General features: G+C 64.9%; 21 protein-coding genes, 5 pseudogenes and 1 riboswitch. Of the genes and pseudogenes, 13 read left to right on the top strand and 13 right to left on the bottom strand.

Translation table 11 applies throughout. The annotated features are described in order from the left end of the window. The first annotated feature begins 112 nt into the window (after positions 1–112). From BUE39_RS17240 to BUE39_RS17230, 3 genes are all read left to right on the top strand, one after another. Complete coding sequence (locus BUE39_RS17240) at positions 113–1,312, top strand: amino acid aminotransferase (protein ID WP_073429935.1); 1,200 nt, start codon at positions 113–115, stop codon at positions 1,310–1,312. Between the two features lie 73 nt (positions 1,313–1,385). Next, on the top strand, positions 1,386–2,180 hold the full coding sequence (locus BUE39_RS17235; protein WP_073429934.1) for a class II aldolase/adducin family protein: 795 nt from the start codon (positions 1,386–1,388) through the stop codon (positions 2,178–2,180). A 57-nt stretch (positions 2,181–2,237) separates the two neighbouring features. Further along, the gene (locus BUE39_RS17230; protein ID WP_073429933.1) at positions 2,238–3,221 is read left to right on the top strand and encodes a 2-dehydropantoate 2-reductase; all 984 of its coding nucleotides are present in this window, start codon (positions 2,238–2,240) and stop codon (positions 3,219–3,221) included. A gap of 193 nt (positions 3,222–3,414) precedes the next feature. Here the strand turns inward: BUE39_RS17230 and BUE39_RS17225 are convergent, their stop codons facing one another. Next, entirely contained in the window at positions 3,415–5,367 is a 1,953-nt protein-coding gene (locus BUE39_RS17225; protein ID WP_073429932.1) for an AI-2E family transporter, read from the bottom strand. Between the two features lie 160 nt (positions 5,368–5,527). Beyond that, positions 5,528–6,808 carry a DUF445 domain-containing protein gene (locus BUE39_RS17220; RefSeq protein WP_073430012.1) on the bottom strand — a complete coding sequence of 427 codons (1,281 nt, stop codon included), beginning with the start codon at positions 6,806–6,808 and terminating at the stop codon, positions 5,528–5,530. A 307-nt stretch (positions 6,809–7,115) separates the two neighbouring features. Between BUE39_RS17220 and BUE39_RS17215 the strand changes: the two genes are divergently transcribed. Next, a complete protein-coding gene (locus tag BUE39_RS17215) occupies positions 7,116–8,258 on the top strand; it encodes a metallophosphoesterase family protein (protein WP_073429931.1) in 1,143 nt (380 codons plus the stop codon). After that, the gene (locus BUE39_RS17210; protein WP_073429930.1) at positions 8,255–10,879 is read left to right on the top strand and encodes an AAA family ATPase; all 2,625 of its coding nucleotides are present in this window, start codon (positions 8,255–8,257) and stop codon (positions 10,877–10,879) included. The genes BUE39_RS17215 and BUE39_RS17210 overlap by 4 nt, the downstream gene beginning before the upstream one ends. A 27-nt stretch (positions 10,880–10,906) precedes the next feature. Here BUE39_RS17210 and cobJ read toward each other — a convergent pair whose 3' ends face one another. The 4 genes from cobJ to cobG are packed head-to-tail and all read right to left on the bottom strand — an operon-like array spanning position 10,907 to position 15,465. Beyond that, positions 10,907–12,610 (bottom strand): precorrin-3B C(17)-methyltransferase, encoded by a 1,704-nt coding sequence (gene cobJ / locus BUE39_RS17205; RefSeq protein ID WP_083086372.1) that lies wholly within the window; start codon positions 12,608–12,610, stop codon positions 10,907–10,909. Beyond that, positions 12,607–13,338 (bottom strand): precorrin-2 C(20)-methyltransferase, encoded by a 732-nt coding sequence (locus BUE39_RS17200; RefSeq protein WP_073429928.1) that lies wholly within the window; start codon positions 13,336–13,338, stop codon positions 12,607–12,609. Before BUE39_RS17200 ends, cobJ begins: the two co-directional genes overlap by 4 nt. Beyond that, complete coding sequence (locus tag BUE39_RS17195; protein WP_073429927.1) at positions 13,339–13,965, bottom strand: precorrin-8X methylmutase; 627 nt, start codon at positions 13,963–13,965, stop codon at positions 13,339–13,341. Next, positions 13,966–15,465, bottom strand: a complete 1,500-nt coding sequence (gene cobG, locus BUE39_RS17190) for a precorrin-3B synthase (protein WP_083086373.1) — start codon at positions 15,463–15,465, stop codon at positions 13,966–13,968. It abuts the gene before it with no gap. 84 nt (positions 15,466–15,549) lie between these two features. Beyond that, a riboswitch (cobalamin riboswitch) is annotated at positions 15,550–15,728 on the bottom strand. Between the two features lie 84 nt (positions 15,729–15,812). On the opposite strand from cobG, the gene BUE39_RS17185 reads away from it, so the two are divergent. The 4 genes from BUE39_RS17185 to cobM are packed head-to-tail and all read left to right on the top strand — an operon-like array spanning position 15,813 to position 19,657. Further along, a complete protein-coding gene (locus BUE39_RS17185) occupies positions 15,813–17,072 on the top strand; it encodes a bifunctional cobalt-precorrin-7 (C(5))-methyltransferase/cobalt-precorrin-6B (C(15))-methyltransferase (protein ID WP_073429926.1) in 1,260 nt (419 codons plus the stop codon). Beyond that, entirely contained in the window at positions 17,072–18,169 is a 1,098-nt protein-coding gene (locus BUE39_RS17180; protein WP_073429925.1) for a cobalt-precorrin-5B (C(1))-methyltransferase, read from the top strand. Before BUE39_RS17185 ends, BUE39_RS17180 begins: the two co-directional genes overlap by 1 nt. Next, positions 18,166–18,888: a cobalt-precorrin-6A reductase gene (locus BUE39_RS17175; protein WP_073429924.1), complete on the top strand. Its 723-nt coding sequence runs from the start codon at positions 18,166–18,168 to the stop codon at positions 18,886–18,888. Before BUE39_RS17180 ends, BUE39_RS17175 begins: the two co-directional genes overlap by 4 nt. Positions 18,889–18,931: 43 nt before the next feature. Beyond that, positions 18,932–19,657 carry a precorrin-4 C(11)-methyltransferase gene (gene cobM, locus BUE39_RS17170; protein WP_073429923.1) on the top strand — a complete coding sequence of 242 codons (726 nt, stop codon included), beginning with the start codon at positions 18,932–18,934 and terminating at the stop codon, positions 19,655–19,657. A gap of 24 nt (positions 19,658–19,681) precedes the next feature. On the opposite strand, the gene BUE39_RS17165 is transcribed toward cobM, so the two are convergent. Further along, complete coding sequence (locus BUE39_RS17165; protein ID WP_073429922.1) at positions 19,682–21,175, bottom strand: MDR family MFS transporter; 1,494 nt, start codon at positions 21,173–21,175, stop codon at positions 19,682–19,684. A gap of 247 nt (positions 21,176–21,422) precedes the next feature. Between BUE39_RS17165 and BUE39_RS17160 the strand changes: the two genes are divergently transcribed. Then, a complete protein-coding gene (locus BUE39_RS17160) occupies positions 21,423–21,683 on the top strand; it encodes a DUF1488 family protein (RefSeq protein WP_073429921.1) in 261 nt (86 codons plus the stop codon). A gap of 38 nt (positions 21,684–21,721) precedes the next feature. Here the strand turns inward: BUE39_RS17160 and BUE39_RS17155 are convergent, their stop codons facing one another. Next, on the bottom strand, positions 21,722–22,108 hold the full coding sequence (locus BUE39_RS17155; RefSeq protein WP_073429920.1) for a DUF3022 domain-containing protein: 387 nt from the start codon (positions 22,106–22,108) through the stop codon (positions 21,722–21,724). Between the two features lie 276 nt (positions 22,109–22,384). Next, positions 22,385–22,585: pseudogene (locus tag BUE39_RS17150) on the bottom strand (transposase domain-containing protein); the annotation flags it as partial. Between the two features lie 22 nt (positions 22,586–22,607). Here BUE39_RS17150 and BUE39_RS17145 point away from each other — a divergent pair. Next, positions 22,608–22,850 (top strand): annotated as a pseudogene (locus tag BUE39_RS17145) (transposase domain-containing protein); the annotation flags it as partial. A 3-nt stretch (positions 22,851–22,853) separates the two neighbouring features. Here BUE39_RS17145 and aac(6') read toward each other — a convergent pair. Continuing rightward, positions 22,854–23,261, bottom strand: a complete 408-nt coding sequence (gene aac(6') / locus BUE39_RS17140; protein WP_073430010.1) for an aminoglycoside 6'-N-acetyltransferase — start codon at positions 23,259–23,261, stop codon at positions 22,854–22,856. A 2-nt stretch (positions 23,262–23,263) separates the two neighbouring features. Here aac(6') and BUE39_RS17135 point away from each other — a divergent pair. Beyond that, a pseudogene (locus BUE39_RS17135) lies at positions 23,264–23,518 on the top strand (phage late control D family protein); the annotation flags it as partial. A 381-nt stretch (positions 23,519–23,899) separates the two neighbouring features. On the opposite strand, the gene BUE39_RS17130 reads toward BUE39_RS17135, so the two are convergent. From BUE39_RS17130 to BUE39_RS17120, 3 genes and pseudogenes are all read right to left on the bottom strand, one after another. Next, complete coding sequence (locus BUE39_RS17130; protein WP_073429919.1) at positions 23,900–24,544, bottom strand: NUDIX hydrolase; 645 nt, start codon at positions 24,542–24,544, stop codon at positions 23,900–23,902. Positions 24,545–24,705: 161 nt separating this feature from the next. Further along, positions 24,706–25,278: a hypothetical protein gene (locus BUE39_RS34235; RefSeq protein ID WP_073430009.1), complete on the bottom strand. Its 573-nt coding sequence runs from the start codon at positions 25,276–25,278 to the stop codon at positions 24,706–24,708. Positions 25,279–25,537: 259 nt separating this feature from the next. After that, positions 25,538–25,780, bottom strand: a pseudogene (locus BUE39_RS17120) (transposase domain-containing protein); the annotation flags it as partial. A 124-nt stretch (positions 25,781–25,904) separates the two neighbouring features. Between BUE39_RS17120 and BUE39_RS35520 the strand changes: the two are divergent. Then, positions 25,905–26,112 (top strand): annotated as a pseudogene (locus BUE39_RS35520) (integrase); the annotation flags it as partial.

Below are 26,112 nucleotides of genomic sequence, written 5' to 3'. Positions count from 1 at the left end.
ACGCACCCAATGACGCTTAGACTTTGGGTCTCGTCCGGCGGGTGTCGGCGCTTTGCTCGCCGCACCGAAACCATAGCGACGCCGGACCCACGCCCACCACCAAGGACTTGCCATGTTCGACCACATTCCCGCCTACCCAGGCGACCCGATTCTGAGTCTGAACGAGGACTTTCAACTCGATCCTCGCCCCAACAAGGTCAATCTGAGCATCGGCATCTATTTCGACGACGCCGGCAAGCTGCCGGTGATGGACGCCGTGCGGCGCGCCGAAACCGCCTTGCTCGATGCGATCGGCCCACGCTCCTATCTGCCGATGGCGGGCCTGCCGCTCTATCGCGACGCCGCCCAAGCGCTGGTATTCGGCGCGGACCACGAAGCGCGCGCGACGGGCCGCATCGCGACCTTGCAGACCATTGGCGGCTCGGGCGCGCTGAAGGTGGGCGCGGATTTTCTGAAGCGCTATTTCCCCGGCTCGCAGGTGTGGATCAGCGATCCGAGCTGGGAAAACCATCGCGTGATCTTCGAGGGCGCGGGCCTGACCGTCAACACCTATCCGTACTACGACGAACACACCGGCGGCCTGCGTTTCGCGGACATGCTCGACGCGATCGGCCGCTTGCCGGAGCGGAGCATCGTGCTGCTGCATGCGTGCTGCCATAACCCGACGGGCGTCGACCTCACCCCGGCGCAATGGGCGGAACTGGTGCCGGTATTGCAGCGCCGCAATCTGATCGCGTTTGTCGACATGGCGTATCAGGGCTTCGGCGCGGGCATCGACGAAGACGCCGCGTGCGTGCGTCTGCTCGCCGATGCGGGCGTGGCGCTGATCGTCGCGAATTCGTTCTCGAAGAATTTCTCGCTGTACGGCGAGCGCTGCGGCGCGTTGAGCGTGGTTTGCAAAAGCAGTGAAGAGGCCGGCCGCGTGCTCGGCCAGTTGATGTCCACGGTGCGCGCGAACTACAGCAATCCGCCGACGCACGGCGCGCGGCTGGTCGCCAACGTGCTCGCCGATGCGTCGTTGCATGCGTCATGGGAAGCGGAACTCGCCACCATGCGCGAGCGGATTCTCGCGATGCGTACCACGATCCACGAAGGACTCGCCGGCCGCGTCGATGAAGTGATGCGCGCGCGTTATCTCGCGCAGCGCGGCATGTTCACCTATACGGGCCTGAGCGAGAGCCAGGTCGAGCGCTTGCGCGGCGAGTACGCGGTGTACGTGCTGCGTTCGGGGCGCATGTGCGTGGCCGGATTGAACGCGCGCAACGCCGGTTATGTGGCGTCGTCGATCGCGGCGGTCGTGGCGGGGGCATAGCGTTTCCGATTCCTTCCGATTCGCGGCAATCGAACCGCGACAACCACAGCGAACCACAACGATGGAGACTCGAATGACCCCGACCCTTGAGATGCAAGCGGCCGACGCACCGAAGCACGCCGCGATGCATCCCGACGAATGGCAGGCGCGCGTGCAACTGGCCGCGTGCTATCGCATCTTCGACCTGCTCGGCTGGACCGAGATGATCTACAACCACATCACGTTGCGTGTGCCGTCGAGCGCGAGCGGCGGCGAGCGGCATTTTCTGATCAATCCGTTCGGCCTGCACTATAGCGAGGTGACGGCGAGCAATCTCGTGAAGATCGACGTGCAAGGGCGCGTGCTCGACCACTCGCCGTATCCGGTGAATCCCGCGGGGTTCGTCGTGCATGCGGCGATTCACGAAGGCTTGCCCGACGCGCACTGCGTGATGCATACGCACACCACGGCGGGCGTCGCGGTGGCGTGTCTCGAGGACGGCTTGCAGCAAACCAACTTCTATAGCGCGCAGTTGCACGAGCGCGTTGCGTACCACGACTTCGAAGGCATCACCGTTCACGCGGATGAAGGTCCGCGCCTGCTCGAACATATCGGCGACCGGCAGGCCGTGATCCTGCGCAATCATGGCCTGCTTGCGTGGGGCCGCACGTTGCCGCAGACTTTCGCGATGCTATGGACGCTGAACCGCGCGTGCGAGATCCAGATGGCGACGTTTTCGATGGGGCGCGCGCGGCCCGTGCCGGAAGAGGTCGCGATTCGCTGTTCGCGCGACGCGTTGCAGTTCGACCCGCGTCACGGTGCGGGACAGGACGTGTTCGACGCGCTGGTGCGGCGGGTGGACCGCATCGACGCGAGCTATAAGGATTAAACGCGAGGATTAAACGCGAAGATTAAACATAAACGACTAAACGCAAGGATTGAAGCGATGAAAGTAGCGATCTACGGTGCGGGCGCGATCGGCGGCTGGATGGGCGTGAAGCTCGCGCAGGCCGGCCACGATGTCGGCGTGGTGGCGCGTGGCGCGACGCTCGGCGCATTGCGCGAGCACGGCTTGCGTCTGATCGAAGGCGGCGCCACGCATGCCGTGAAGGTGAAGGCGAGCGAACAGCCGGCCGAACTCGGCGTGCACGACCTCGTCGTGGTGGCGGTGAAGGGACCGGCGATGGCGTCGGTGGCCGCGCACGTCGCGCCGCTGCTGAGTCCGCGGACGATCGTGCTGACGGCGATGAACGGCGTGCCGTGGTGGTTCTGCGACGGCCTTGGCCGCGACTTCGCGGGCAAGCGGCTCAAGTCGATCGATCCTGACGGCGCGATCGCCGCCGCGATTCCGACCGAACAGACCGTGGGTTGCGTGGTGCACGCCAGTTGCCTCGTCGAGGCGCCGGGGGTGATCCGGCATCATCAGGGCAATGGGCTGATCGTCGGCGAGGCGTCGGGGCAGCCGAGCGAGCGCGTCGCGGCGCTCACCGCGACGCTCGCCGCGGCAGGCTTCAATGCGTCGATGTCGGAGCAGATTCAGCGCGACGTCTGGTACAAGCTGTGGGGCAACATGACGATGAATCCGATCAGCGCCATCACCGGCGCGACCACCGACCGGATTCTGAGCGACGAGCTGGTGCGCGGCTTCGTCACGCGCATCATGCTGGAAGCGAAGGAGATCGGCGCGCGCTTCGGCATTCCGATCGAGCAGGCGCCGGACGATCGCCACGAGGTCACGCTCAAGCTCGGCGCGATGAAAACCTCGATGCTGCAGGACGTGCAGGCGGGCAAGGCGGTCGAACTGGATGCGCTGGTGGCCGCGGTGCGCGAACTCGGCCAACTGACTCATGTGGCGACGCCTTACACGGATGCGTTGCTCGGTCTCGCGAGGCTGCATGCGAGCACGTTGGGCTTGTATCCGCAGCAGTGAGGCGGGCGGCCGACCTTCGGCGATATGACGCGGGCTTCGCGCTGAGCGCCGCAGAGGGACTCGGCTTTCCTCCATTTCGCGGCGGGCAGGGTCGGTGCCGCAGCCGGCTTCGCGCTGTTCCTGCAGTCAACGCCGCAGCCATTCCCGCCCGTCAACGCCGCAGTCAACCCGCAGTCAACCCGCCGTCACTCCTTCAACCACTCCCGCCCACATGCGAAGCCTGCCGCGCGTGCTGCGTGCCCGCCGCCGCGAGGCATTCCTCGATCATCGCGCGGAAGGTCGGCGCCGCATGCGAAGCGCCGGTCGCGCCCATTTCCGGCCCCGCTTGCGGCGCTCCGCCGACGCCGACCACGAGCGTCGCGCGCGGCCGCCATTGCCGCGTGCGGCGCAACATATTGCGCAGATACGGCGGCGATTCCGGCGCGTCGAGCGAGACGATGCAGATGATCGGCGCATCCTTGAAGGCCGGTTCGTCGGCGCGCGCGCTGCGATAGCCCGAGTGCGTCGCCATTAGCGGCGCAAGGCCCTGGCGGCCGAGCAGTTGCACGGCGATCGCGGTGGTGACTTCGTCGAATGCGCCGCGTCCGGGCACGCACAGCACCGAGGTTTTTTCAGTCTCGGCGCGCGAGTGCGGATGCGCCGACATATGGCTCTCTGGCCGCTCGGACAGATCCGCCGACGCCGAAGCCAGCGCCGCCCCGGCGGATTCCGCCGGATCGGCGCGAGACAACCGCTCCGGCACGCCGTCCGCGATTTCCAGGTTTTCGACGATATCCACCAGCGACTCGTTGACCCGCGCCAGTTGCTCGGGCATCAGCACGCCGCGCATCGCGTCGTTGCGGGCGAGCTTGAGACCTTCGAGCGCGACCTTGTCGTAGTAGTCGATCAGCGACATCTCGCGCAACAGACGCTCGGCCTGCACGATCGCCTCATGCGGATCGTCGGCGAGCAGGCGCTGATAAAAGGTCTGCGCCGGCGTGAGCGCGGGCTGATCGCCCAGCAGCACGGTGAGGAAGTTCAGGCGGTCCGCATAGCGGCCCAACGTGACGACGCACAACGTGAGCGGCGTGGACAGCACGAGGCCGACCGGTCCCCACAGCCAGCTCCAGAAAATCGCCGCCACCACCACGGCGAGCGGCGACAGCCCCGAGCGGTGACCGTACAGCAGCGGCTCGGCGACCTGCCCGGCCACCACGTCGACGACGATGAAAAGAATCAGCGTATACACCGCCATCGTCCATTGCGGCTGAATGGCGGCGGCGAGAAAGACGGCGAGGATCGCCGCGATCCAGATGCCGATATACGGCACGAAACGCAGCAACGCGGCGATCACGCCGAACAGCAGCGCGCCCGGCACGCCGATGATCGCGAGACCGATCGCGATCACGCCGCCCGCGCTCACGTTCACGCCTAGTTGCGCGACGAAGTAGCGGCTCAGGCGCCCGGCGGCGTCGTTGATCGCGGTGGTGGTGCGGTGCAGATCGCGCGAGCCGAACAGGCTGATCAAACGGTCGCGCAAGTCCTCGCGCTGCAACAGGATGAAGATCGTCACCACCAGCACGATGAAGGTCGTTTCGAGCGGCGCGATGGCCGGCGACAACGCGCGCTGGGCGAGTTGCAACGGCGTGGGCGACGGCTCGTGCACTTCGACGGGCGTCGGCACGGCGGGCGCATTGCGCGCGGCGCGCCCGGTAGGGCGCGGCGGATTCGGTTTCGACGGCGCGACGCGTTGCAGCGTGGCGGCGGCGCGCTTCATCAGCGAATCGGCACGGCCCACGGTCTTTTCCTGCACCGTCTCGATCTTCTGCTCGATCGCCACCTGATACTGGGGCAGGTCGCCGGCGAGTTGCACCAGTTGCGCCCCGATCAGTCCGCCGACCGCGAGCAGGGTGGCGAGAGCGAACAGCACCGCGATGAAGATCGACGGCAACTGTCCCATATGCAAGCGCCGCAGCGTCTGCACGAGCGGCGCGAGCAGGAAGCTGAGCAGCACCGAGAGCGTGATCGGAATCAGCACCGCGCGGCCGAAGTACAGCGCGCACACCACCACGACGCCGGTGATCACCGAGGCGAGGCCGTGCAGGCCAGGCGTGCCCGGCGGATAGACGCGGTTCGGCCGCCCATGCGGCGGGAGCGATAATTTCATGAGCACACTTTCCGATTGAATGGCGTCGCTTTATAGGGAAGGCGCGCGCGGCTGGAACGTCGGCGTCGACTAAAGCGCCTGGCAGCAATACGCATGCCCGAATTGTAGGCGCTTTGATCGTCTCAAGGCTTATAGAAGCAGCGCGCGACGCTCCACGCGCTCATCCCGCATGCACGCGCAGCAACTCGAACAGTTGCGAACTCGCGTACAGCACGAGCCCGATAAAGCCGCCGACGATCGTCCCGTTGATGCGGATGTATTGCAAGTCCTTGCCGATGTTCAGCTCGACTTGCCGCGACATCTCGCGCGCGTCCCAGTTCTTCACGGTATCGCTGATGTGGCGCGTCAGGAACTGCGCGAAGTCCGGCGCCATGCCGCGCGCCGCGTCCTCCAGGTGATCGTTCAGCGATTGACGCAGCGTGGGATCGTGCGCGAGCTCGCGGCCCACCCATTGGCCCATCGCCATCACTTTCGCGTGCAAGGCCGAGTCGGGGCTTTGCAGATCGCGCTTGAGCCAGGCGCGCAATTCGCCCCACATGTCCTTCACATAGGTGCCGAGCGCGTCGCCTTCCAGCAGATAGCGCTTCAGTTCCTCGCCTTTTTGCAGGAACGCCGGATCGGTTTTGAGTTTGGCGATCAGCTTATGCGCGGCGTCATCGAACTTTTGACGCAGCTCATGCGTGGGGTTTTCGCTGATCTGTTCGAGCATCCGGTTCACCGCGTTGGCGATCGCTTCGGCGCCTTTCTCGCCGAGCCATGCGGAGGGCAGGATCTTTTCCATCTTCGGGTATTCGCTCTTCACCCAGTCGACGATGCGGTCGGCGATAAACGCGCGCGCCTGCTCTTCGCGCAGCAACGCGAGCACCTGTTCGATGCCGGCGTCGAGCAATTCCTGATGACGGCCGTCCTTCGTGAGCGTGTCGAGAATCGCGCCCATCGATTGCGACAGATCGACCTTGGCCAGCACGCCGCGCAAGGCGTCCTTGATGAAGACCTGGATGCGCACGTCGTCGGTCAAATCCAGAATGCCGCCGGTGAGCTTGACGACGTAGTCGCCGAGCCGCGCGGTGTTGGCCGGCTGCGTCAGCCAGCCGGTAATGCTTCGCGCCGGGTCGTGCTTCTGGATCAGACCGACCAGCGAGGGCACGTCCAGGAACTTGTCCTGCACGAAGACCGCGAGGTTGTCGGCGATCTTGTGCTTGTTCCTCGGAATGATCGCCGTGTGCGCGGAGACGATCGGAATCGGCACGCGGCGAAACAGCGCGACCACCGCGAACCAGTCCGCGAGCGCGCCGACCATCGCGGCTTCCGCCACCGCCTTGATGCCGTCGACCCACACGCCGCGCGGCATGAAGGCGGTGACCACGAAGACGCAGGCGGCCGCCAGCAACAGCAGCAAGGGTGTGCGCTTGGCCTTCTTGAGTTCGATTTCCTTGTTCATCGGCAGCGGTGCGGCGGGTTCCATTCGATTGAAATACGGCGCAGCAATCGACGCGCGCGTTCGGAACCGCGAGTGTAGCGCCGCTGTTCGGGCAATGCGCCATCCACGTGGGGCTATCTTTGCCGCGTCGGCGCGGTAACATCTGCGGCTGGAGTGCTGGAGCGGGCGGTTCGGCCAGGCGCGAAAGACACGATGCACGCGATGAGCGCCCACCGGTCGAACCCGCGCCGACGCCACAACGCCAGGCAAGGCCACGCAAGGCCACGCAAGACCAGGCGACGCTGCAATTGAACGGAATGGAGGCACAGTGATCAGGTTTCTGCACACCGCGGACTGGCAGATAGGCACGCAATTCGGCCAGTTCGAGCCGGACGAGGCCGCGCATCTGGCGGAGGCGCGCTTCGAAACCGTGCGCCGCATCGCCGACGAAGCGGCCGCACGCAAGGTCGACGCCGTGCTGGTGGCGGGCGACGTCTTCGACCTGCAAACGGTGTCGGACACGGTGATCCGCCGCCTGTTCGGCGCATTGCAAGCGTTCTCGGGACCGTGGATCATGCTGCCGGGCAATCATGACGCCGCGCTGGTCGAAAGCGTGTGGACCCGCGCGCAGCGGCTGAACTGCGTCGCGCCGAACGTGCGGCTCGTGCTCGAACCCGGCGTGGTGCTGCTCGACGAGTGCCGCTCTGCATTGCTCTGCGCGCCGCTCACGCAACGCATCACCTACGACGACACCACCGCTTTCTTCGACGCCGCCGAGACGCCGCCGGGCTATCACCGCGTCGGGCTCGCGCACGGCAGCGTGAGCGGCATCCTGCAGGAGGGCATCGATTCGTCGAATCCGATCGCGCCCACGCGTGCGGCGAGCGCGCGGCTCGACTATCTCGCGCTCGGCGACTGGCACGGCCACCTGCGGGTGGACGAGCGCATCTGGTACGCCGGCACGCACGAACAGGACCGTTTTCGCGGCAACGATCCCGGCTTCATGCTCGACGTCACGTTGCGCGAGCCTGGCGCGTCGCCGCGGGTCGAGCCGGTGCGGGTCGGCAAATATCAATGGCGGCGCTGGGACGAAACGATTGCCGTGCCGACCGACGTGGATTCGCTCAAGGCGCGCCTCGCGGCGTTGAACGGCAACGACGTGCTGCGTCTCGCGGTAAGCGGCACGGCCGCGCTGGCCGATGCCGAGGCGCTGCACGTCGCGGTGGAGGAAGCCCGCGCGCGAGTGCGCGCGCTGCGCGTCGATCTGAGCGGCCTGCAAGTGCTGCCCACCGCCGACGACCTCGCCGAACTCGGCGCGCAGAGCGGCTATCTCGCGAAGGTGGTGGCGCGTCTGCGTGGCTTGCAGGAGGACCCGCAGTCGGACCCGCGAGAGGTCGCGCGCGCGGCCGAGGCGTTGTTGCTGTTGGCGCGCATTCAACGTGAACTGCCGCGCGAAGCGAGGTCCGCATGAAGCTCGAAAGCATTGCGATCCAGGAGTTCAAGCAGTTCACCGGCCGGCTTGTGGTCGACGATTTGCAGCCGGGGCTCAATCTGTTCACCGGACCGAACGAGGCCGGCAAGAGCACGATCGCCGAAGCGGTGCGCGCCGTGTTTCTCGAACGCTACAAGGCCTCGCATCTGAAGGATCTGTTGCCGTGGGGCAAGGCGAGCGGGCAGCCGTCGGTCGAAGTGACTTTCGATCTGGACGGCACGAGCTGCAAGCTGTCGAAGCAGTTCGTCTCGCGGCAGCGCTGCGAGTTGCGGATCGGCCAGTCCGTGTTCAGCGAGGACGAAGCCGAGGACAAGCTCGCGGCATTGCTCGGTTTTTCGCGTGCCGCGCGCGGGCCGTTGAAAGCCGAGAACGCCGGCGTTCCCGGTTTGCTGTGGGTGCAGCAGGGCGGCACGCAGGAGATGCGCGATTCGACCGGGCACGCGGCGCAGTATCTGCGCGACGCGCTCTCGCAACTGTCGGGCAGCCGGGAGTCGGCGGGTGAGGACGCGTTGATCGCCGCCGTGCAGCGCGAACTTCGGCAACTGCTCACGGCCCGCACGCAGAAGTCCACCGGGCCGCTCGCCGAAGCCGAACAGGCCCTGGCCGCGCTGCTTGTCCAGCGCGACGAGCTGGAACAGCAGCGCGAGCAGTTCGAGGAGAACATCGCGCGCCTCGCCGCGCTTCAGGAAGCGTTCGACGACACGCAACGCAAGCGGCCCTGGGAGCTTCACGAGCAGAAAGCCGTGCAGGCGCAACAGCGCGCCGACGCCGCGGCGGAACTCGAACGAAGCGTTCAGCAACTCGCACAGTCGCTGCAAGTGAGTGAAGCGGAACTGGCGCTTTCGTTGCAACAGGAGCAGGGCGCGGCCGAACTGGAAGCGGCCGTCGCTCGCGAGCGGCAGCAACTCGATGCGGCGCGAGCCAACGTGTCCGCCGTTCAAACCGAGCATGATCGAGCCGCGGCGAGCGTCGCGCGATTCGAGCAAGCCTCCGCCGATGCCAACCGGGCGCTCGACCTGGCGAACGCGGCGGTGAGCGCGGCGGACTTGCGCAGCCAGATCGGCCTGCATCGCGCCGAAAGCGAGCGGCTCGAAGCCGCGATCGCCGACGCGGGCAAGGCGAACGACGCCGTTCTCGAAGCCGCGCGCGCCGCGGCTTCGCTCGAAATCGACGCGGCGAAACTGAAGCGGCTTCAATCGCTCGATGCCGAATTGACGGTGCTGCGTGCGCGCACCGAAGCGGCGATGACGCGCATCGAATACCGGCTGAACGGCGCGATCACGGTTGGCGAAGCGCAGGTGAGCGGCGCGGGCGTGTTGCGTCTGGACGAGGAGAAGCTGATCGGCCTCGGCGCGCTCGGTGAGTTGCGCGTGATTCCGGGCGTCTCCGATTTGCCGGCGCGGTTATCCGAGCTTGCCTCGCTCGAAGCCGGTCATGCGCAGTTGTTGCAGGCGTTGGGCGTGGCATCGCTCGGTGAGGCCGAAGCGCGCCATGAACAGTGGAAGGCGCTCGTCGCGCAACAGAAGAGCCAGGCGAAGATTCTCGAAGTGCACGCGCCGCAGGGCATCGACGCGCTGCGTGCGGCGTTGGCTTCCACTAGCGCGCGCTGGCAGGCGTCGAATGAACGGCTGGCGTTGCTGCCCGATGTGTCCGCCGCGCCGCCGCTCGACGAAGCGCGCCGCAACGCCGAGATCGCGCGCGATGCATGGGAAGCCGCCAGAAAACTGCTGGCGCAGTCGGCGGAAAAACGATCGACCGCGACAGCCACGACCGACTCGCTCGCCGCCCAATTGCAGCGCAAGGAAGCGCAGTTGAACGACGAAGCGTTCCGCCGCCACCGCGCGCAATGGCAGACGAAAATGATCGAGCAGCGCGTACAGGTCGATGCATTGAGGAAGCAGCGCGAGGGACGCGAGCGCGAACTGGAAGCCGCGCGCCTCGACGATCCGGCTGCCGAGGCGAAGCGCTATCGCGCGTCGGCGGAACTCGCGCGCGGCGAGCAGCATGAGCGGCAAGTGCGGATCGCGCAATTGCGCAGTCAACTGGAGACGGTCGGCGCCTCCGGCCTCGGCGAGCGTCTCGCGGCGGTGCGGGCGCGCGTCGAACAGGCCACGCGCCGCAAGGACGAACTCAGCTTGCGGGCCAGCGCGTTGAGCCTGCTCGACGAAGTGCTGGTCGACGAACGCGACGCGGCGGTGGCGCAACTGCGCGCGCCGTTGACCGAGCGGCTCGGGCATTATCTGCGGCGAATTTTTCCGCAATCGACCATCGCGCTCGGCGACGATCTGAGTCCCGCGACACTGGATCGTTATGGCCGCGCGGATACGCTCGACGCGCTGAGCTTCGGCACGCGCGAACAGCTCGGCATTCTGACGCGGCTCGCGTATGCGGATCTGCTTAAGGCATCGGGCCGGCCGACCTTGCTCATGCTGGACGACGCCGCCGTGCATACCGACGCCGCGCGGCGCGATGCCATCAAGCGCGCGCTGATCGACGCGGCGACGCGCCATCAGATCCTGGTGTTCACCTGCCATCCCGAGTTGTGGGACGACTTGGGCGTCAGGCAGCGGGCGATCGACGATCTGAAGGCGGCGGCATAGGCCACCCCACCCGTTATCTGGATCGATTCACTCGTACCAGCGCGGGGTATAAATCCATTCGCCGCCTTCGGCGTTTTTGGCGAAGCCCCGCGTGGTCGATGAGCCCACGATCACCATCGTCCGCATATCCACGTCGGACGAGCGCAGTTCGCCGAGCGCGATCGTGCGCAGCGTGCCGCCCGGCCTGCCGATATCGCGGCCAAGCACCACCTTGGTGGTCGCGGCGCGATATTCCCTCACGATGTCCAGCGCCTTATCCAGTTGCCACGGACGCGCGCGCGAGATCGGGTTATAGAACGCCATCACCAGATCGGCTTCGGCCGCGTGCCTTAGACGCTTTTCGATGATCGTCCACGGCTTCAGATTGTCGGACAGCGACAGCATGCAGAAGTCGTGACCCAGCGGCGCGCCGGCTTGCGCGGCGGTGGCCATCGCCGCCGACACGCCCGGCACGATCGACAGGTCGACCGCGTGCCACTGCGCGTTCCGCTCGGCGTCGAGCGCTTCGAGCACCGCGGCGGCCATCGCGAACACGCCCGGATCGCCGGACGACACCATCACCACCGAGCGTCCCATGCTCGCCAGTTCGAACGCGTGACGCGCGCGTTGCATTTCCTCGCGATTGTCGGTGCCATGCACGCGCTGATCCGCGCGCAACGGGCCGGCCATTTTCACGTAGGTGTCGTAGCCGAGAATATCGGTCGCTTCGTTCAGCGCCGCGCGCGCGGCGGGCGCCATCAGATCGGCGCTGCCGGGGCCGAGGCCGATCACCGTCAGACGGCCGCGTGCGCGGCCGATCGTGTCGGGATCGATCGCCAACGGCGCCACTGCGAGCGCGACGCCGCTAGTCGCGTCGTCATGCAGCGTTTCGTAGGGAATGCGCAGCGCGGCATGCAGCAGGTTGCTGGGCCGCTCGCCGTCTTCGGGATGCGTTTGAGTGAAACGCAGCGGCACGTTCAGACTGGCGGCGGCCTGAGCGAGCGCCTGGTCCGCCATGTGTTCAGACGAAGCCAGCAACGCCGCGAGAGAAAGCACCGCAAGACCCTGCGCATCCAGCGCCTCACGCACGCGCGCTTCGATCTCCGCACCCGCACCCGACACCGCCACCACCACACTGCGCGGATGAATCACCAGTTCGTCATCACGTCCGCTCCACGCTCGCGGCGTCACGCGAATCGCGAGACGCGCCGATGCCGAGCGCGGCAACTGCGCATCGTCGAGCCACGGCGCTTCGCCTTCGATCCGCGTGCTCTCGCCGGCCAGCAGATCGGACACAAAGCGTTTGCCTTGGCCGAGATCGGCGAGCGCATAGCCTTCGGGCGGATTGAGCACGCAGGTGCCGAAGCGCAATTCGCCGCTCGTCGTGATCGCCGGCGACACGGCCAACGCGGCGGCAATCACGCGCGCCATCACGTTGACGCCGGCGAGACCGCCGAGCAAGGGCACGACCGCGCTGCCGTCCTCCGCGACGGCCAGCACCGGCGGCTCCGCGCCCTTGTTCGCGAGCAACGGCGCGACGCAACGAATCACGATGCCCGCCGCGCACAACGCGACGATCGGCGTGCCGCGCGCATACAACTCGCGCAGATGCGCGCCGAGTTCGCTGTACGAGACATCGGCCGCGACGCGTCCCTGCAACCCATGCACCTGGCTATTCGCGTACAAAGCTTGAATGCGCCGCGCGGTCGTCAACGCGCCCGCGCCGAGAATCACGATCGCGGGTGGCGTCATCCTTGCCATTTTTCCCCCGGCACGACGAGCAGCGAGAAATACGGCGACGCCATCGGATCGACTTCCGCGAGCGGCACGATGCGCTGATTGCCCATCGTCGCACGCTCGACGTAAAGCGCGCGCCGCGCGAGACCGAGTTCGCCCAGCACGCGCCGCACCTTGTCGAAATTGCGGCCGAGTTTCATCACGACGGCGGCGTCGGCATCGGCGAGACGGCGGCGCAATTCGTCCTCGGGCAGCACGCCCGAGAGCACGGAGAGGCTCTGGTTGCGATAGACGAGCGGCGCGCCGAGCACGGCGGCGCCGCCGAGCATCGAGCACACGCCGGGCACGACTTCGCTCTCGTAGCGCGCCGCGAGCCGGTCGTGCAAATACATATAGGAGCCGTAGAAAAACGGATCGCCCTCGCAAATCACGGCCACGTCGCGGCCCGCATCGAGATGACCGGCGACGATCTCCGCCGCCGTGTCGTAGAAGTCGGCGATGATCGCTTCATACGAGAGCGGCGGTTCGAGCGCTTCGGTGGTGACCGGATACACGAGCGGCAGATGCTGCTGCGCGTCGTGCAAATGCGCTTCGATGATGCTGAACGCGTTGCCTTTCTTACCCTTCGCGACGAAATACGCGACCACGGGCGCCGCTTTCAGCAGACGCAGCGCCTTCAGCGTGATGAGTTCAGGGTCGCCGGGGCCGACGCCGAGTCCGAACAAACGTCCTTGCACGGTCATTTATTCGACCTCCGTCGCGAGCGCGTTCACGGCGGCGGCGGCCATCGCGCTGCCGCCGCGTCTGCCGTGCACCACCACGTAGGGCACGCCGCGGCTGTCGTCCGCGAGCAGCGCCTTCGATTCGGCCGCGCCGACGAAGCCCACCGGAAAACCGAGAATCAGCGCGGGCTTCGGCGCGCCGGCATCGAGCATGTCGAGCAAATGAAAGAGCGCGGTCGGCGCATTGCCGATCACGACGACGCTGCCCGCGAGTCGCGGACGCCACAATTCGAGCGCGGCGGCCGAGCGCGTGTTGCCGAGTTCGCGAGCGAGCGCCGGTACGTCGTCGTGGGTGAGCGTGCAGATCACTTCGTTGTTCGCGGGCAGCCGCGCGCGCGTGATGCCTTGCGCGACCATGCCGGCATCGCAGAGAATCGGCGCGCCTTGCGCGAGCGCCGTGCGGCCCGCGGTGCCCGCGCCTGCGGAAAATTGCAGGGCGTCGACGATATCCACCATGCCGCACGCGTGAATCACGCGCACCGCGAGTTTTTCCAGGTCCGCGGGGATGCGCGATAAATCGGCTTCCGCGCGGATCGTCGCGAAGGATTGGCGATAGATCTCCTGACCGTCGCGAATGTAATCAAGCATCTATGGGCTCCGGGCCAGGTGGTCGAGCAGGTCGGCGGCCTGGTCGATCGTCAGTTGGCGCGCGACGCACTGGCCGAAATCCGAGTGCCCGTCGTCGCGTCGATAAAGGTCGTAAGTGCCGGGCGACACAGCCAGCAGTGTGTACGGCGCACGATGCGCGGCGGCGCACGAGCGCGGGCAGCCGCTCAGATGGACCTCGACGTTCTCGGGCAAGCGCGCGGCGAGCCGCAGTGCGTCGGCCTTGGTGTCGGCGAGGCTTTTCGCGCAGCCTGGCGAGCCCGCGCAGGCGATCAGACGCGTGATGGCTTGCGTGGCATCGCAGGCGAGGCCCAGCGTGTTCAGTGCGGTCAGCACGGCTGGCACGGCGTGCGCCGCGATGTCGGTCAGCAGCACGCTTTGCCACGGCGTGACGTGCAGCGTGCCGTTGCCTTGCTGTCGTGCGAGCGCGGCGAGGGCATGCAGGGTGGCGGCGTCGAGGCGGCCTAGCGGCGGCTGGCCGCCTACGTGCCAGGTCTCCGTCGTGCGTTGGGCGTGCGCGCCGAGACGACGCGCGGCATCGGCCGGTGTCGCGCGATGCCAGGACGCGAGCGACGCGTCGCGTGACAGCGGGAAATCGACATACGTTTGCGCGCGCTGCAATACGGCGTCGACGGAACGCGCGGCGAGCAGGTGACGCATGCGCGTGGCGTCGGCGGCGGCGAGGTCGAGAAACGAGTGCAGCAGCGCGCGGACAAGCGCAGGGACTTGCGATGACGACACGGCGGCTAATGCGCCTGCGTCGTCCACGCGACGAGCTTGTGTCGAGTCATCGCAACCGGCAGCCGGGTTTTGCGGTAACGCCACCGCTGGCGGGCAACCCGCAAGACCGAACACGAACCGCACACCGTCACGAACTTGCGACGCCGCGAGCCACACGTCATGCGGATGATCGAGCCTCGCCAGGCGCTCGCCGCCATCCACCAGCAGCGCGAATTTCGGCGACAACGCCGCGAAGCGCGCTTCGCCTTGCAGCAGCGCCAGCAGTTCGGCGCACAGCGGCCTCGTGTCGAACAAGGCGAAGGGATCGCGCCCGGCGGCGGGGCTGATCATCACGTTGCGCACGTCGTCGGCGGCCGCCGCGCGGAGCGAGTTGGAAGCCGGCGCGGCGCGCTTCGCCATCGCATCCGAACCAGCCGCCGCGTCGGGCGCCGCTCCATCGGGCCCAAGCCCCGCCGCCACCAACGCCGCGCTCAACGCCGCTGCCTCGCCGCCACGCACGCCGCGCACCTGCAGGTTCGCGCGATTGGTCAACTCGATCACGCCGGCCGCATGCCGCGCGCTCGCCTCGGCAATCGCCTCGGCCTGCGCGGCGCTCAACTCGCCGCCAGGCAGCTTGATCCGGCAGATGCCGCCGTCGCGCGCGGCGACGATGCGCAGCAGCCCCGGACACGCCGAGGGCCGTGGCGCTGGGGCCGCGTCGGGCAAAACGGTGGAGGGCGAAACTTGATTCAAGACGGACACCGGGTTTAGCGTCGCGCGAAAGCCCGAGCAAGCCGTGAGGCGGGCATTGCTGCGGCATCGGTACACCCCGCCCGATGCAGGCTGGCACGAACAGTCTCGCCGGCAGGTCTCCTGGCTGGCAGGTCATGGTCCGCCGCTGCCTTCCCGGTGAAACCAGTGGCGCGGAGCGCAAACGGACTCGCTGCATACAGTTGCGGGGGCAGCCACAGTGGCACTGTGTTCCCTCTTCGGCCCCGAAGGGCACCGGCGGCTGTATTATGCCTTTTTTCGGACAGCACAACGAGGCTGGACGCTTTGACCGGCGTGGCACAGCGCATGATTTGAAGACACAGAATGAGGATGGATGCATGCCTGCGTGGCTGACGGTGGTGGGCATGGGCGATGACGGCTTCGCCGGTTTGGGACGGCCCGCGCGGCGTGCGTTGCTGGAGGCGTCGGTGATTTACGGCGGCGAGCGTCATCTGGCGATGCTGCCCGCGCGCCTCGCCGCGCGCCGCGCGGCATGGCCGCGGCCGTTCGATCTCGCGCCGTTGCTGGCCGAGCGCGGCGCTTCCGTATGCGTGCTGGCGAGCGGCGATCCGATGCTGTTCGGCGTCGGCGCGACGCTCGCGCGGCAGTTGCCGGCCGGCGAGTTGCGGGTGCTGCCCGCGCCGTCGTCGCTGTCGCTGGCGGCGGCGCGGCTCGGCTGGCCGTTGCAGGAGGTCGCGACCGTGTCGCTGGTGGGGCGGCCGCTGCCCGCGCTGAACGCGCATTTGCACGACGGCGCGCGCGTCTTCGTGTTGAGCGCCGATGGGCGCACGCCCGCGGCGTTGGCCGAACTGCTGAATGCGCGCGGCTTCGGCGCGACCCGCATGATCGTGCTGGAACATCTGGGCGGCGAGCTGGAACGTCGCATCGACGGCCGCGCCGATCAGTGGTCCGCTCCCGATGTCGCCGCGTTGAATCTGATCGCGCTCGAATGCCGCGCGACCGAAGGCGCGCCGCGTCTGCCGCTGACCTGCGGCTTACCCGACGACGCTTTCCGCCACGACGGCCAGTTGACCAAGCGCGACGTGCGCGCGATCACATTGGCGCGCCTCGCGCCGACGCCCGGCGAATTGCTGTGGGACGTGGGCGCGGGCAGCGGCTCGATCGGCATCGAATGGATGCGCGCGCATCCGACCTGCCGCGCGATCGCGATTGAAGGGCACGCGGAGCGGCAGCGTTTCATCGAGCACAATCGCGACGCGCTGGGCGTGCCGGGTCTGCAACTCGTGGCCGGGCGCGCACCCGAAGCGCTGCAAGGGCTGCCGGCGCCGGACGCCGTGTTCATCGGCGGCGGCGCGACGGCGGCGGGCGTGCTGGAGACGTGCTGGGCGCGTCTGCGCGACGGCGGCCGGCTGGTCGCCAACGCGGTCACCTTGCAAGGCGAGGCGGCGCTCGCGGCCTGGCGCGAGCAACATGGCGGCACGCTCACACGCATCGCGCTGGCCGACGCGCAACCGCTCGGCGGCTTCGATACGTGGCGCCAGGCGTTGCCGATCACGTTGCTGGACGTGACGAAGGCCGCGCGTGAAACCGATACGGCCGCCATCGCGACGTCATCCGAATCACGGCGACAACCGTAATGCGCGAAGAAACGCCCGAACAACCCGCGCCGCTGCGTAGCGGCTATACGACCGGCAGTTGCGCCACCGCGACGTCGCTCGCGGCGGCGCGTCTGCTGCTCGCGGGCGTCGTCAGCGAGGTTGCGGAAATCGTCTTGCCGAAAGGCCAGCATGTGCCGATGCCGCTGGTGTACTGCCGCTTCATCGCTGACGGCGCGGGCGGCGCGGAAGCGGGCACCGTGAAAGATGCCGGCGACGATCCCGACGTGACGCACGGCGCGATTGTGTTCGCCCGCGTGCGGCTGCTGACCGAACCGGGTGTGATTTTTCGCGCGGGGCCCGGCGTCGGCACGGTGACGCGCGCGGGACTGACGCTGCCGGTCGGCGAGCCCGCGATCAACCCGGTGCCGCGCAAGATGATGACCGACCATCTCACCGACCTCGCCGCCGAGCACGGCTACGCAGGCGGTTTCGAGGTGACGATCGGCGTCGAAGACGGCGAGGCGCTCGCGCTCAAGACGATGAACCCGCGCCTGGGCATACTCGGCGGCCTGTCGATTCTCGGCACTACCGGCATCGTGCGGCCGTTCTCGTGCTCGGCCTATATCGCGTCGATCCATCAGGGCATCGACGTCGCGCGCGCGAACGGCTACACGCATCTCGCCGCCTGCACCGGCAACGCGAGCGAGGACGCGATGCGCGCGCATTACGGCCTGCCGGATATCGCGCTGATCGAGATGGGCGACTTCGTCGGCGCGGTGCTCAAGCATATGAAGCGCGCGCCGGTCGAGCGGTTGAGCGTATGCGGCGGCTTCGGCAAGCTCAGCAAACTCGCGGCGGGGCATCTCGATCTGCATAGCCGCAATTCGAGCATCGATCTGGAACGGCTCGCCGTTTGGGCCGCCGAAGACGGCGCCGACGACGCGTTGCAGGCGGCGATTCGCGCGGCCAATACGAGCCAGCAGGCGGTCGCATTGGCGCGGGCGCAAAACGTGCCGCTCGGCGACATCGTCTGCCGGCATGCGCTTGAAGTGGCGCGCGCTATCGTGCCGCCGCAGGTCAACGTCGAAATGTTCGCGATCGACCGCCAGGGCAATCTGATCGGAGCCGCGCAATGACGCGTGTCCTGCTGCTCGGCGGCACCGGCGACGCGTTGCGGATTGCGCGGCAACTCGGCCGTGAGCACGTGTACAGTCTCGCGGGTCTCGGCAAGGTGCCCGACGATCTCGCGTGTACGGTGCGCGTGGGCGGCTTCGGCGGCAGCGAAGGGATGGCGCGCTATATCGAGGCGCAACGCATCGCGCTCGTGATCGACGCGACGCATCCCTACGCCGCGCAAATCAGCGCGAACGCCGTCACGGCGAGCCGCGCGGCGCGCGTGCCGTGCTGGGCGCTGCGCCGCGAGGGCTGGCAGCCGCAAGCCGGCGACGATTGGCGCAGGGTCGGCGATTGGGCCGAGCTTACGGCGGCGCTTGCTGCGTTCGAGCGTCCGCTATTTACATTGGGACGCGAACCGCTCGCGCATCTCGACGACATTCCGGCGCATCAGTTCTGGACCGTGCGCTGTCTCGATCCGCACGAAGGCAATGCGCGGGCGCGAATTCTGGCGACGCGCGGACCCTTCACGCTCGAAGGCGAGCGCGCGTTGTTCGCCGCCGAAGCGTTCGACGTGGTGGTCAGCAAGAACAGCGGCGGCGGCGCGACCGAAGCGAAGCTCGAAGCGGCGCGCGAACGCGGTGTGCCCGTTGTCATGCTGCGCCGCCCGCCGTTGCCCGCCGTGGATCGTGAATTCGAACGCGTGGCCGATCTGCTCGAAGCGTTGCGAATCGCAGTTTGAACCGCGCATGCATCGCATGCCGCAATGAATCATGGAGTGTTGAATGACGGTGTTTTTTATCGGCGCGGGCCCCGGCGATCCCGAACTGATCACGGTGAAAGGACAGCGCCTCGTGCGCACGTGCCCGGTGATTCTGTATGCGGGCTCGCTCGTGCCGGCCGCGGTGCTTGAGGGCCATGCCGCGCGGCAAGTGGTCAACACCGCCGAGCTCGACCTCGATCAGATCGTCGCCTTGCTCAAGGACGCACACGGCCAGGGCCACGACGTGGCGCGCGTGCATTCCGGCGACCCGTCCCTGTACGGCGCGATCGGCGAGCAGATCCGCAGATTGCGCGAGTTGAACATTCCCTACGAGATCGTGCCGGGCGTGACCGCCACGGCCGCGTGCGCAGCGGCGCTCGGTTGCGAACTCACGCTGCCCGATATTTCGCAGACGCTGATCCTCACGCGCTATGCGAGCAAAACCACCATGCCGGAAGGCGAGCAACTCGCCGACCTCGCGAAACACCGCGCGACGATGGCGATTCACCTGGGCGTGCGGCATCTCGCGCGCATCGTCGATGAATTGCGTCCGCACTACGGCGGCGCTTGTCCGATCGCGGTGATCTACCGCGCGAGCTGGCCCGATGAGGAAAAAATCACCGGCACGCTCGACGATATTCTCGGCAAGGTGCAGTCGGCGAATATCGAGCGGACCGCGCTGATTCTGGTGGGCCAGGTGCTCGCCGCCGAAGGCTTCGCGGAGTCGACGCTGTACGCGAAAAACTGACCGGCCACCGGATGCGCGGCGGCGTCAGTCCTCGATCGGCGCCAAGGCTTCGTTCGGCATCTTGCGGTCCGCGCCGAGGTGAATCGCCGGCACCAGCGTCAGCAGCAGGACCATGAAGATCGAGATCGCGAAGATCGAGACGAAGGTGAGGTGCAGCGACTCGTGCAGCACCATGCGGGTCATGTCGCTGTTGACGAGGCTCGCCGCCTGATTTTGCAGCAGCGCCTTCAGTTGATCCGAGGTGACCGCGACCGCATCCTTCGCGTGACTGAGGCCGAAGTTGAGCACCGCGCCGAACAGCGTCGCGCCCAGCGTGCTGCCGAGATTGCGCGAGAACAGATTCGACGCCGTCGCGCTGCCGCGTTCGTCCATGTGGACGATTTCCTGGATCAGCACCAGCGAACCGACGCTCGAGGTGCCCATGCCGAAGCCCATCACCAGCGAGCCGAATGCCGCGACGAGCGGCGAGCCGCCAGGCGACAGAAACAGCAGCAAGACCGCGCCGAGCGGCACGAACGCGCTGCCGCCGACCAGAATGCGGCGCAGGCCGATGCGGTGAAACGACTTGGCCGCGAGCGTCGCGCCGACGGGCCAGCCCACCATCATCATGGTGAGCGAGAGGCCCGCGATCACCGGCGAGCGATGCAGCACGCCTTGCACGTACATCGGCAGGAAGGTGGTCGCGCCCATCAGGATCATGCCGGAGAGCAGCGTCGCGCCGTTGCATGCGGCAATCGGGCGGCGGCTCCAGAGCGCGAAGGAAATCATCGGCTCCGCCGCGCGCCGCTCCTGCCAGACGAACAGCAACACGCACAGTACGAAGACGCCGCCCGCCAGCGAGGCCCGGGCAAGCTCGTCGTCGCCGGCGAAGGTCAGCGCCATCATGAGCGCGGCGATCGCCGCCATGAAGAGCGCCGCGCCGCCGAAGTCGATCGACGGCCGCGCATGCCGCTCCGATTCGCGCAGGAACGCGATGAAACCCGCCGCGGACGCAAGCCCGATCGGCACGTTCATCCAGAAGATCCAGGCCCACGAGATGTTGTGAATGATGAAGCCGCCCACCATCGGACCCACCACCGCCGAAATCGCCCACACGCTGGCGAGATAGCCTTGCACCTTGCCGCGTTCGCGCGCCGGATACAGGTCGCCGACGATGGTCAGCGTGACCGGCTGGATCGCGCCCGCGCCAACGCCTTGAATCAGGCGGAACGCGATCATCGCGGGCATCGACCACGCGAAGCCGGCCAGCACCGAGCCGAGCAGAAAGATCGCGATGCCCATCAGCACGATGGGCTTGCGTCCGTACAGATCGGCGAGCTTGCCGAACACCACGGTCATCGCGGTCTGCGTGAGCAGGAACGACGAGAACACCCAGCTATACAGATGCAGGTCGCCGAGTTGCGCGACGATCTGCGGCATGGCGGTGGAAACGATGGTGGCTTCGATGGCGACCATCGCCATCGAAGCCATGACGGCGGCGATGACGAGGCGGCGCGATGATTGCAGGCTGCGGGACATGGGGCGAGGGTTAGTATTAGGATGTTGGGCGTCGGGCGGCATGACAATCGGCATGCGCGCCGCGACACGACAGCAGGCCGTTCGAGGGCGGCCGACGTGAAGTATGCGCCTTGCGAGGAATTCGCGCTGAGCCTGGGACCGCCGGCTTGCAACTAAGAAACCACGCCAGAAGCGACATCGGAAACAACGCCGGTTTGGCACAGCGCTTGCATTCGCAAGGCTTTCTTTCGACAAATGGAGGTTCATGATGAGGATCGAATTCACCGGACGCCGCGAAGTGGTGGCAGCGGCGCGCGTCGCCTTCGAAGCCAATGTGGATGGAGCCGACGTCTGGTGCAGCGTGTCACTGGATGCGCTGAACGACCACTTCGGCAACGGCGGCACCTCGGCTCACGATCTCGTCGGCACCTTCGAGGCGAATCGCGCGCGAATAGAAAACGCCACGCGCAAGGTGCTCCAGAAGAACGGCGGACAGTCGGTGGAACTCGAGACGGGGGACTTCAACTGACACCTGGCGGCGACAGGCGTCGCGCGAGGCGAGCCACGTTAATAAGAGGACGGCGCTGGCGGCACGTCGAACAATCCATCGTGGGCCGCCAGTTCCACCGCGCAATCGCCTTGCAGTTCCGGCGGACTCTGGCGCTCGCTGAACGCCGCGCGCACCCATGCGCTCAGACGCTCCTGAAACACTCGGCGCTGTGCCGTATCCAACGCGGCATAGCGGCTGATCTGCGGCTTGGTGAACGCGATCGTCACGATGCAACGCGCATCGAGCGAGGTATCGCGATGCGATTCCATCACCCATGAAAGCTGAATGAAAAGACGCGCGCCTTCGTCGTAGCTGCTGACGCGCGGCGCTTTCGGCGATTCGAAAATGCCCGCCAGCGCTAGTTCGATTTCCTCGATGCGTTGCTCCAGTTCGGTTTGAATCATTGCTTCCTCCTCGCGGCTCGCCGTCGGTGCACGTCGCGCGGACTGCCGCGTGGTTCAACCCGGACCCGCGCATGTCTCGTTGAATGAGCAACGCGCATTCCTCCTGAAGATGAGCAGATGAGCGCCCCGGTCACGGTCGGGTCACAGGCGGGTACGGGCGTTGCTGCGTCGCATGGGCTGTTTTTTCATCGACATCGCGGACAAGGGTAAGCGATCCACGAACGACGCCCCTCAGCGTAAGGTGGCAGAACGCGTGAGGTGTGGTAGCGGTGCGGGTCAGCGGAGATTGGCCGGCATTTTCCACGGAAGCAGCGCGTCGTAGTCGTCGACGGTCTTCGCCAGCGGGAGACGCTGGAACAGCCAGGTGAGATAGCGATACGGATCGATACCGCCGGCCTTGCAGGTTTCGACGAGAGAGTACAGGTTGGCGCTCGCGTTCGCGCCGTCGACGGTGTCCGAGAACAGCCACCCGCGACGCTTAGGAAAGCCTTTCCATAAGCGCCGGGGCTGGCTGTTCGCCGATACGGTTGCTGGTGCGCAGTCGAGTGCGAATCTCTACTCGCTGGTCGAGACGGCCAAGGCCAACGTCATCGATCCCTATCGTTACCTGATCACGTTGTTCCAGAAGTTGCCTCTGGCGAATACTGCCGACGACTACGCGGCGCTCCTGTCCTGGAACACTCTGGAACGGACTCTACACTGTCACCGGACCAAACGCGGAGAGCAGGTCACCGCGAATTGAATCTCAACGACGAAATGCGCGAGTCAAATAACGCTTCCGGAAAAACACGCCTCGCTCAGTCTCATCAAAGCCGAGTGCACGGTGTAAAGCTTGCGCATCCACGTTGTCGATAGACGTATCAGAAGCAAATTCTGCGCATCCATGCGAAGCGCCCCACTGTTCGATCGATGTACGCAACAAACTCGCGATACCTTGGTGACGCATACCGTGGACTACGTAAATGCCTTCGAGAAAAAGCACCGGCGAGGTGTCACAGCCGTTGACGTAGTCGCGTCGTATCGCAGCCTCAGCAAAGCCGAGCGCCTCACCTTGGGATGAGACGGCGATAACCATCGCGTAACGATCAGGCTCGGCAAGCAACTGCTTAGTTTCTCGTACATGGTCATCTACACTTGCATGTGGCCAGAGCATATGAGCTGACTCGCGTCAAGCGCAGCCAGGCGACCATGTCTTACGCGCTCGCGCTTGGCCGTGCCGAGCTGTTTCCAGAAATGCCCGTCACTGTCGTGGGCTTCAAACCGGATATCGATGAAACGCCGTGGCTCGTGAAACAGGTCACGCACACGATTACCGGCGACGCTGGCTTCACGTCACAACTCGAATTGGAAGTGCGCGACGATCCGACGACAGATCGGCATCGGTCACACTTCCGGAAGAGAAGCCGATAGAAAAAGCCCGCACATGCGGTAATGCCGTTCAGTTAAGGCACTTTGAGGTGCCGAACGGAGTAACGCTGATACAACTGTTTGACTGCTTTTGCAGACGGACATCCTGTTACGGCCCGCATGCATGAATCCGATGATAAAATACTGCCTGTGGCGATTTTCAGGCCCGCCGATTACGACGAATGGTTGCACGTAAGGATCGTCAATGCCGCGTGCAGTGCCACAACTCGATCCCACCGACGAGATGTCCACGGCGCCCGCGCCAAAGATAATGAGAATATCGAGTGACTCGACGAGAGTTCTTTCGCGACATTTGGCGTGAACATCCGCACAAACCCCTTGCGCCTGCATTTAAATTCTGAAAGTAATATTCACCTGAAAACCTTACACCTTGCGATTGAGAATGTGAAAACACAAATACTCCAAAATGCAGTAGTACCAACCTATATTATCATCGTTCTTCATTGATTCTATCTTGGCCCAGTCATTTTTATTAGAAAAACTCCAGCGCCAAACCCATTTCAGCTCGTTATCAGCCGGCCATTTTTTTATACCATGCTTCCTTGCATATAAAGTTATCTCTGAATACGTTTTAATGTCCCTGCGCATAATTGCCCCGGCAATATCCCTAGAATTAGGTAGGGCGATTTCTGATATATTGCTCCACGCATTTTCCACATCTTCTTCGCTTGCGCAAAAATATACTGCCGAAAAAGCAAAGCTCGTTGCATTGGGCGGCAATGCCCCACCCTTCACATTGAATTTCACTGTTCTCGGCGGATTATTATCGGGGCTAAGCGGCAAATTGAATCCAGTTTCCTCCAAGAACTCGCGCCTAGCACCGTCCTCGATGTTAGGTTCCTCTAACTTGCCTCCAGGCAATGCATATTCTCCAGGGCCGCTATTTATCGTCCACCCAAGCGCATTGACCTTCCCCCCGTCGGCTTGGGTATAGTATGACTTCATCTGCTTTTTAGCCATTAGAAACGTACCGCTCTTATCGTATAAGACGGCATAAACAGAAGCCATGATGCCTCCACAATTTGATTTTACGCACGATGTCGTTCGGCATTGATTCGGCTGCCGAACAATCGATGTTGCGAGATTTGACCGATCTATTTCCGCTCTGCCGATGGCGGGCTACGCCCGCCATCAGTGTCCCCAACAATTGAGGTTCACGAAATTTAAGCTCAGCCCTGCACTGTGAGTACCTTCCATGTGCCGCTACCGCCGTCACGATTGGCGAGACGCGAACCCGTGACCAAATATTGGAAGGGCTTATTATTACCTGCGCCGTTGGTGTCCAGAACGCCTGCCAAAGTATTAAAATTAGCCACCAAAATTATGTTGTCCTCGTAATTTAAGCCGACATCTTTGCCGCTTTTTTTGGTGGTAATAATGATGGTCCAGTTGATAGTAACCAGAGCATCGTCCGTATCAGTGGTTGTTGCCACGGGGTAGCCGGAATCGCTCGGGGGATAGCTGTTGAATAATGCCAAATTACCACCATCACTAGCATTTACCAGGGTAATCGTATCGCCACTATAAACGGAGCTACCATCACCAGAGGATTCCACCAACCCTATTGTCCATTGCGTTTCATTTACATAATCGCTAAATGACTTGTACGTTCCAATGGGGTCCAGGGCGCTAGTTATACTCGTAGTCTGTTTGGTATTGATGCCGAGATAGCTGGGATTACCTTCGCCTCCGTAAAGATTGCTAATTCGGATATTGGTGCCATATTGCACATAATTTGACATTTTCATTCTCCGGTTTTCAATTTGACGACGAATGCGACCTAGCCATCATGATTTTGGCGAAAAATTCAAATCCGCTTGAATTCACAGCGCAAAATAAGAAAGCTTGCGCACAAAAAATATAGCAGCTCGCGCGCGGAAGATCGATTACACTCAATTACACGTAATAAGTGAGTTGCATGCGGCGATCCAAACTGCGATCCCCGAACGACGTCCCTCAGAGTAAATCGGTGGAGCGGCTGAGGTGCGGTAAGGAAGTGGATCAGCGCAGGTCGGCCGGCATTTTCCAGGGTAGCAGCGCGTCGTAGTCGTCGACGGTGGTCGACAGCGGGAGGCGTTGGAACAGCCAGGTGAGATAGCGATACGGGTCGATGCCGTTGGCCTTGCAGGTCTCGACGAGCGAGTACAGATTGGCACTCGCGTTCGCACCATCGACCGTATCGCTGAACAACCATCCACGACGCCCGACGCAGAACGGCCGGATCGCGTTTTCGCACGGGTTATGCCGACTCCTCGATTATGCCGCGTCATGCATGCGCGTGGCGGTGGGTATGGCCTTTCATGATCGCTGCGTCGGCATAAACATATGATTTCTCAGGCTGGCTAACGCGCTGGCCAGGAGAGATCAGATGAATGCAACACGCACAGTCAGCGAATCCGGCGGGCTGCCGGCCCATCACATCGATGCATTTCTTGATCGTCTACGGACGGCACACTATTCCGAGGTATCGCTTCGCAAGAAACGAAGAGTCCTGTGCGCGTTCTCTGGGTGGATGAAGAACAGGAACATTGACCTGATCGATCTCGATGAGTCTGTCACGGCTCGTTTTTTGAATC

It is taken from the genome of Paraburkholderia terricola, assembly GCF_900142195.1.
Lineage (GTDB): Bacteria > Pseudomonadota > Gammaproteobacteria > Burkholderiales > Burkholderiaceae > Paraburkholderia > Paraburkholderia terricola.
This window is presented reverse-complemented; position numbering and strand designations above follow the sequence as displayed.

Coding starts and splice junctions, on each gene's coding strand:
- BUE39_RS17165 (WP_073429922.1), bottom strand. CDS start 21,175: ATGTCCCGCAGCCTGCAATCATCGCGCCGCCTCGTCATCGCCGCCGTC.
- BUE39_RS17195 (WP_073429927.1), bottom strand. CDS start 13,965: ATGCTTGATTACATTCGCGACGGTCAGGAGATCTATCGCCAATCCTTC.
- BUE39_RS17160 (WP_073429921.1), top strand. CDS start 21,423: ATGAGGATCGAATTCACCGGACGCCGCGAAGTGGTGGCAGCGGCGCGC.
- BUE39_RS17130 (WP_073429919.1), bottom strand. CDS start 24,544: ATGGCTTCTGTTTATGCCGTCTTATACGATAAGAGCGGTACGTTTCTA.
- BUE39_RS17200 (WP_073429928.1), bottom strand. CDS start 13,338: ATGACCGTGCAAGGACGTTTGTTCGGACTCGGCGTCGGCCCCGGCGAC.
- BUE39_RS17180 (WP_073429925.1), top strand. CDS start 17,072: ATGCGCGAAGAAACGCCCGAACAACCCGCGCCGCTGCGTAGCGGCTAT.
- BUE39_RS34235 (WP_073430009.1), bottom strand. CDS start 25,278: ATGTCAAATTATGTGCAATATGGCACCAATATCCGAATTAGCAATCTT.
- BUE39_RS17155 (WP_073429920.1), bottom strand. CDS start 22,108: ATGATTCAAACCGAACTGGAGCAACGCATCGAGGAAATCGAACTAGCG.
- BUE39_RS17220 (WP_073430012.1), bottom strand. CDS start 6,808: ATGAACAAGGAAATCGAACTCAAGAAGGCCAAGCGCACACCCTTGCTG.
- BUE39_RS17235 (WP_073429934.1), top strand. CDS start 1,386: ATGACCCCGACCCTTGAGATGCAAGCGGCCGACGCACCGAAGCACGCC.
- BUE39_RS17225 (WP_073429932.1), bottom strand. CDS start 5,367: ATGAAATTATCGCTCCCGCCGCATGGGCGGCCGAACCGCGTCTATCCG.
- BUE39_RS17230 (WP_073429933.1), top strand. CDS start 2,238: ATGAAAGTAGCGATCTACGGTGCGGGCGCGATCGGCGGCTGGATGGGC.
- BUE39_RS17210 (WP_073429930.1), top strand. CDS start 8,255: ATGAAGCTCGAAAGCATTGCGATCCAGGAGTTCAAGCAGTTCACCGGC.
- BUE39_RS17240 (WP_073429935.1), top strand. CDS start 113: ATGTTCGACCACATTCCCGCCTACCCAGGCGACCCGATTCTGAGTCTG.
- cobJ (WP_083086372.1), bottom strand. CDS start 12,610: ATGACGCCACCCGCGATCGTGATTCTCGGCGCGGGCGCGTTGACGACC.
- BUE39_RS17185 (WP_073429926.1), top strand. CDS start 15,813: ATGCCTGCGTGGCTGACGGTGGTGGGCATGGGCGATGACGGCTTCGCC.
- BUE39_RS17175 (WP_073429924.1), top strand. CDS start 18,166: ATGACGCGTGTCCTGCTGCTCGGCGGCACCGGCGACGCGTTGCGGATT.
- cobM (WP_073429923.1), top strand. CDS start 18,932: ATGACGGTGTTTTTTATCGGCGCGGGCCCCGGCGATCCCGAACTGATC.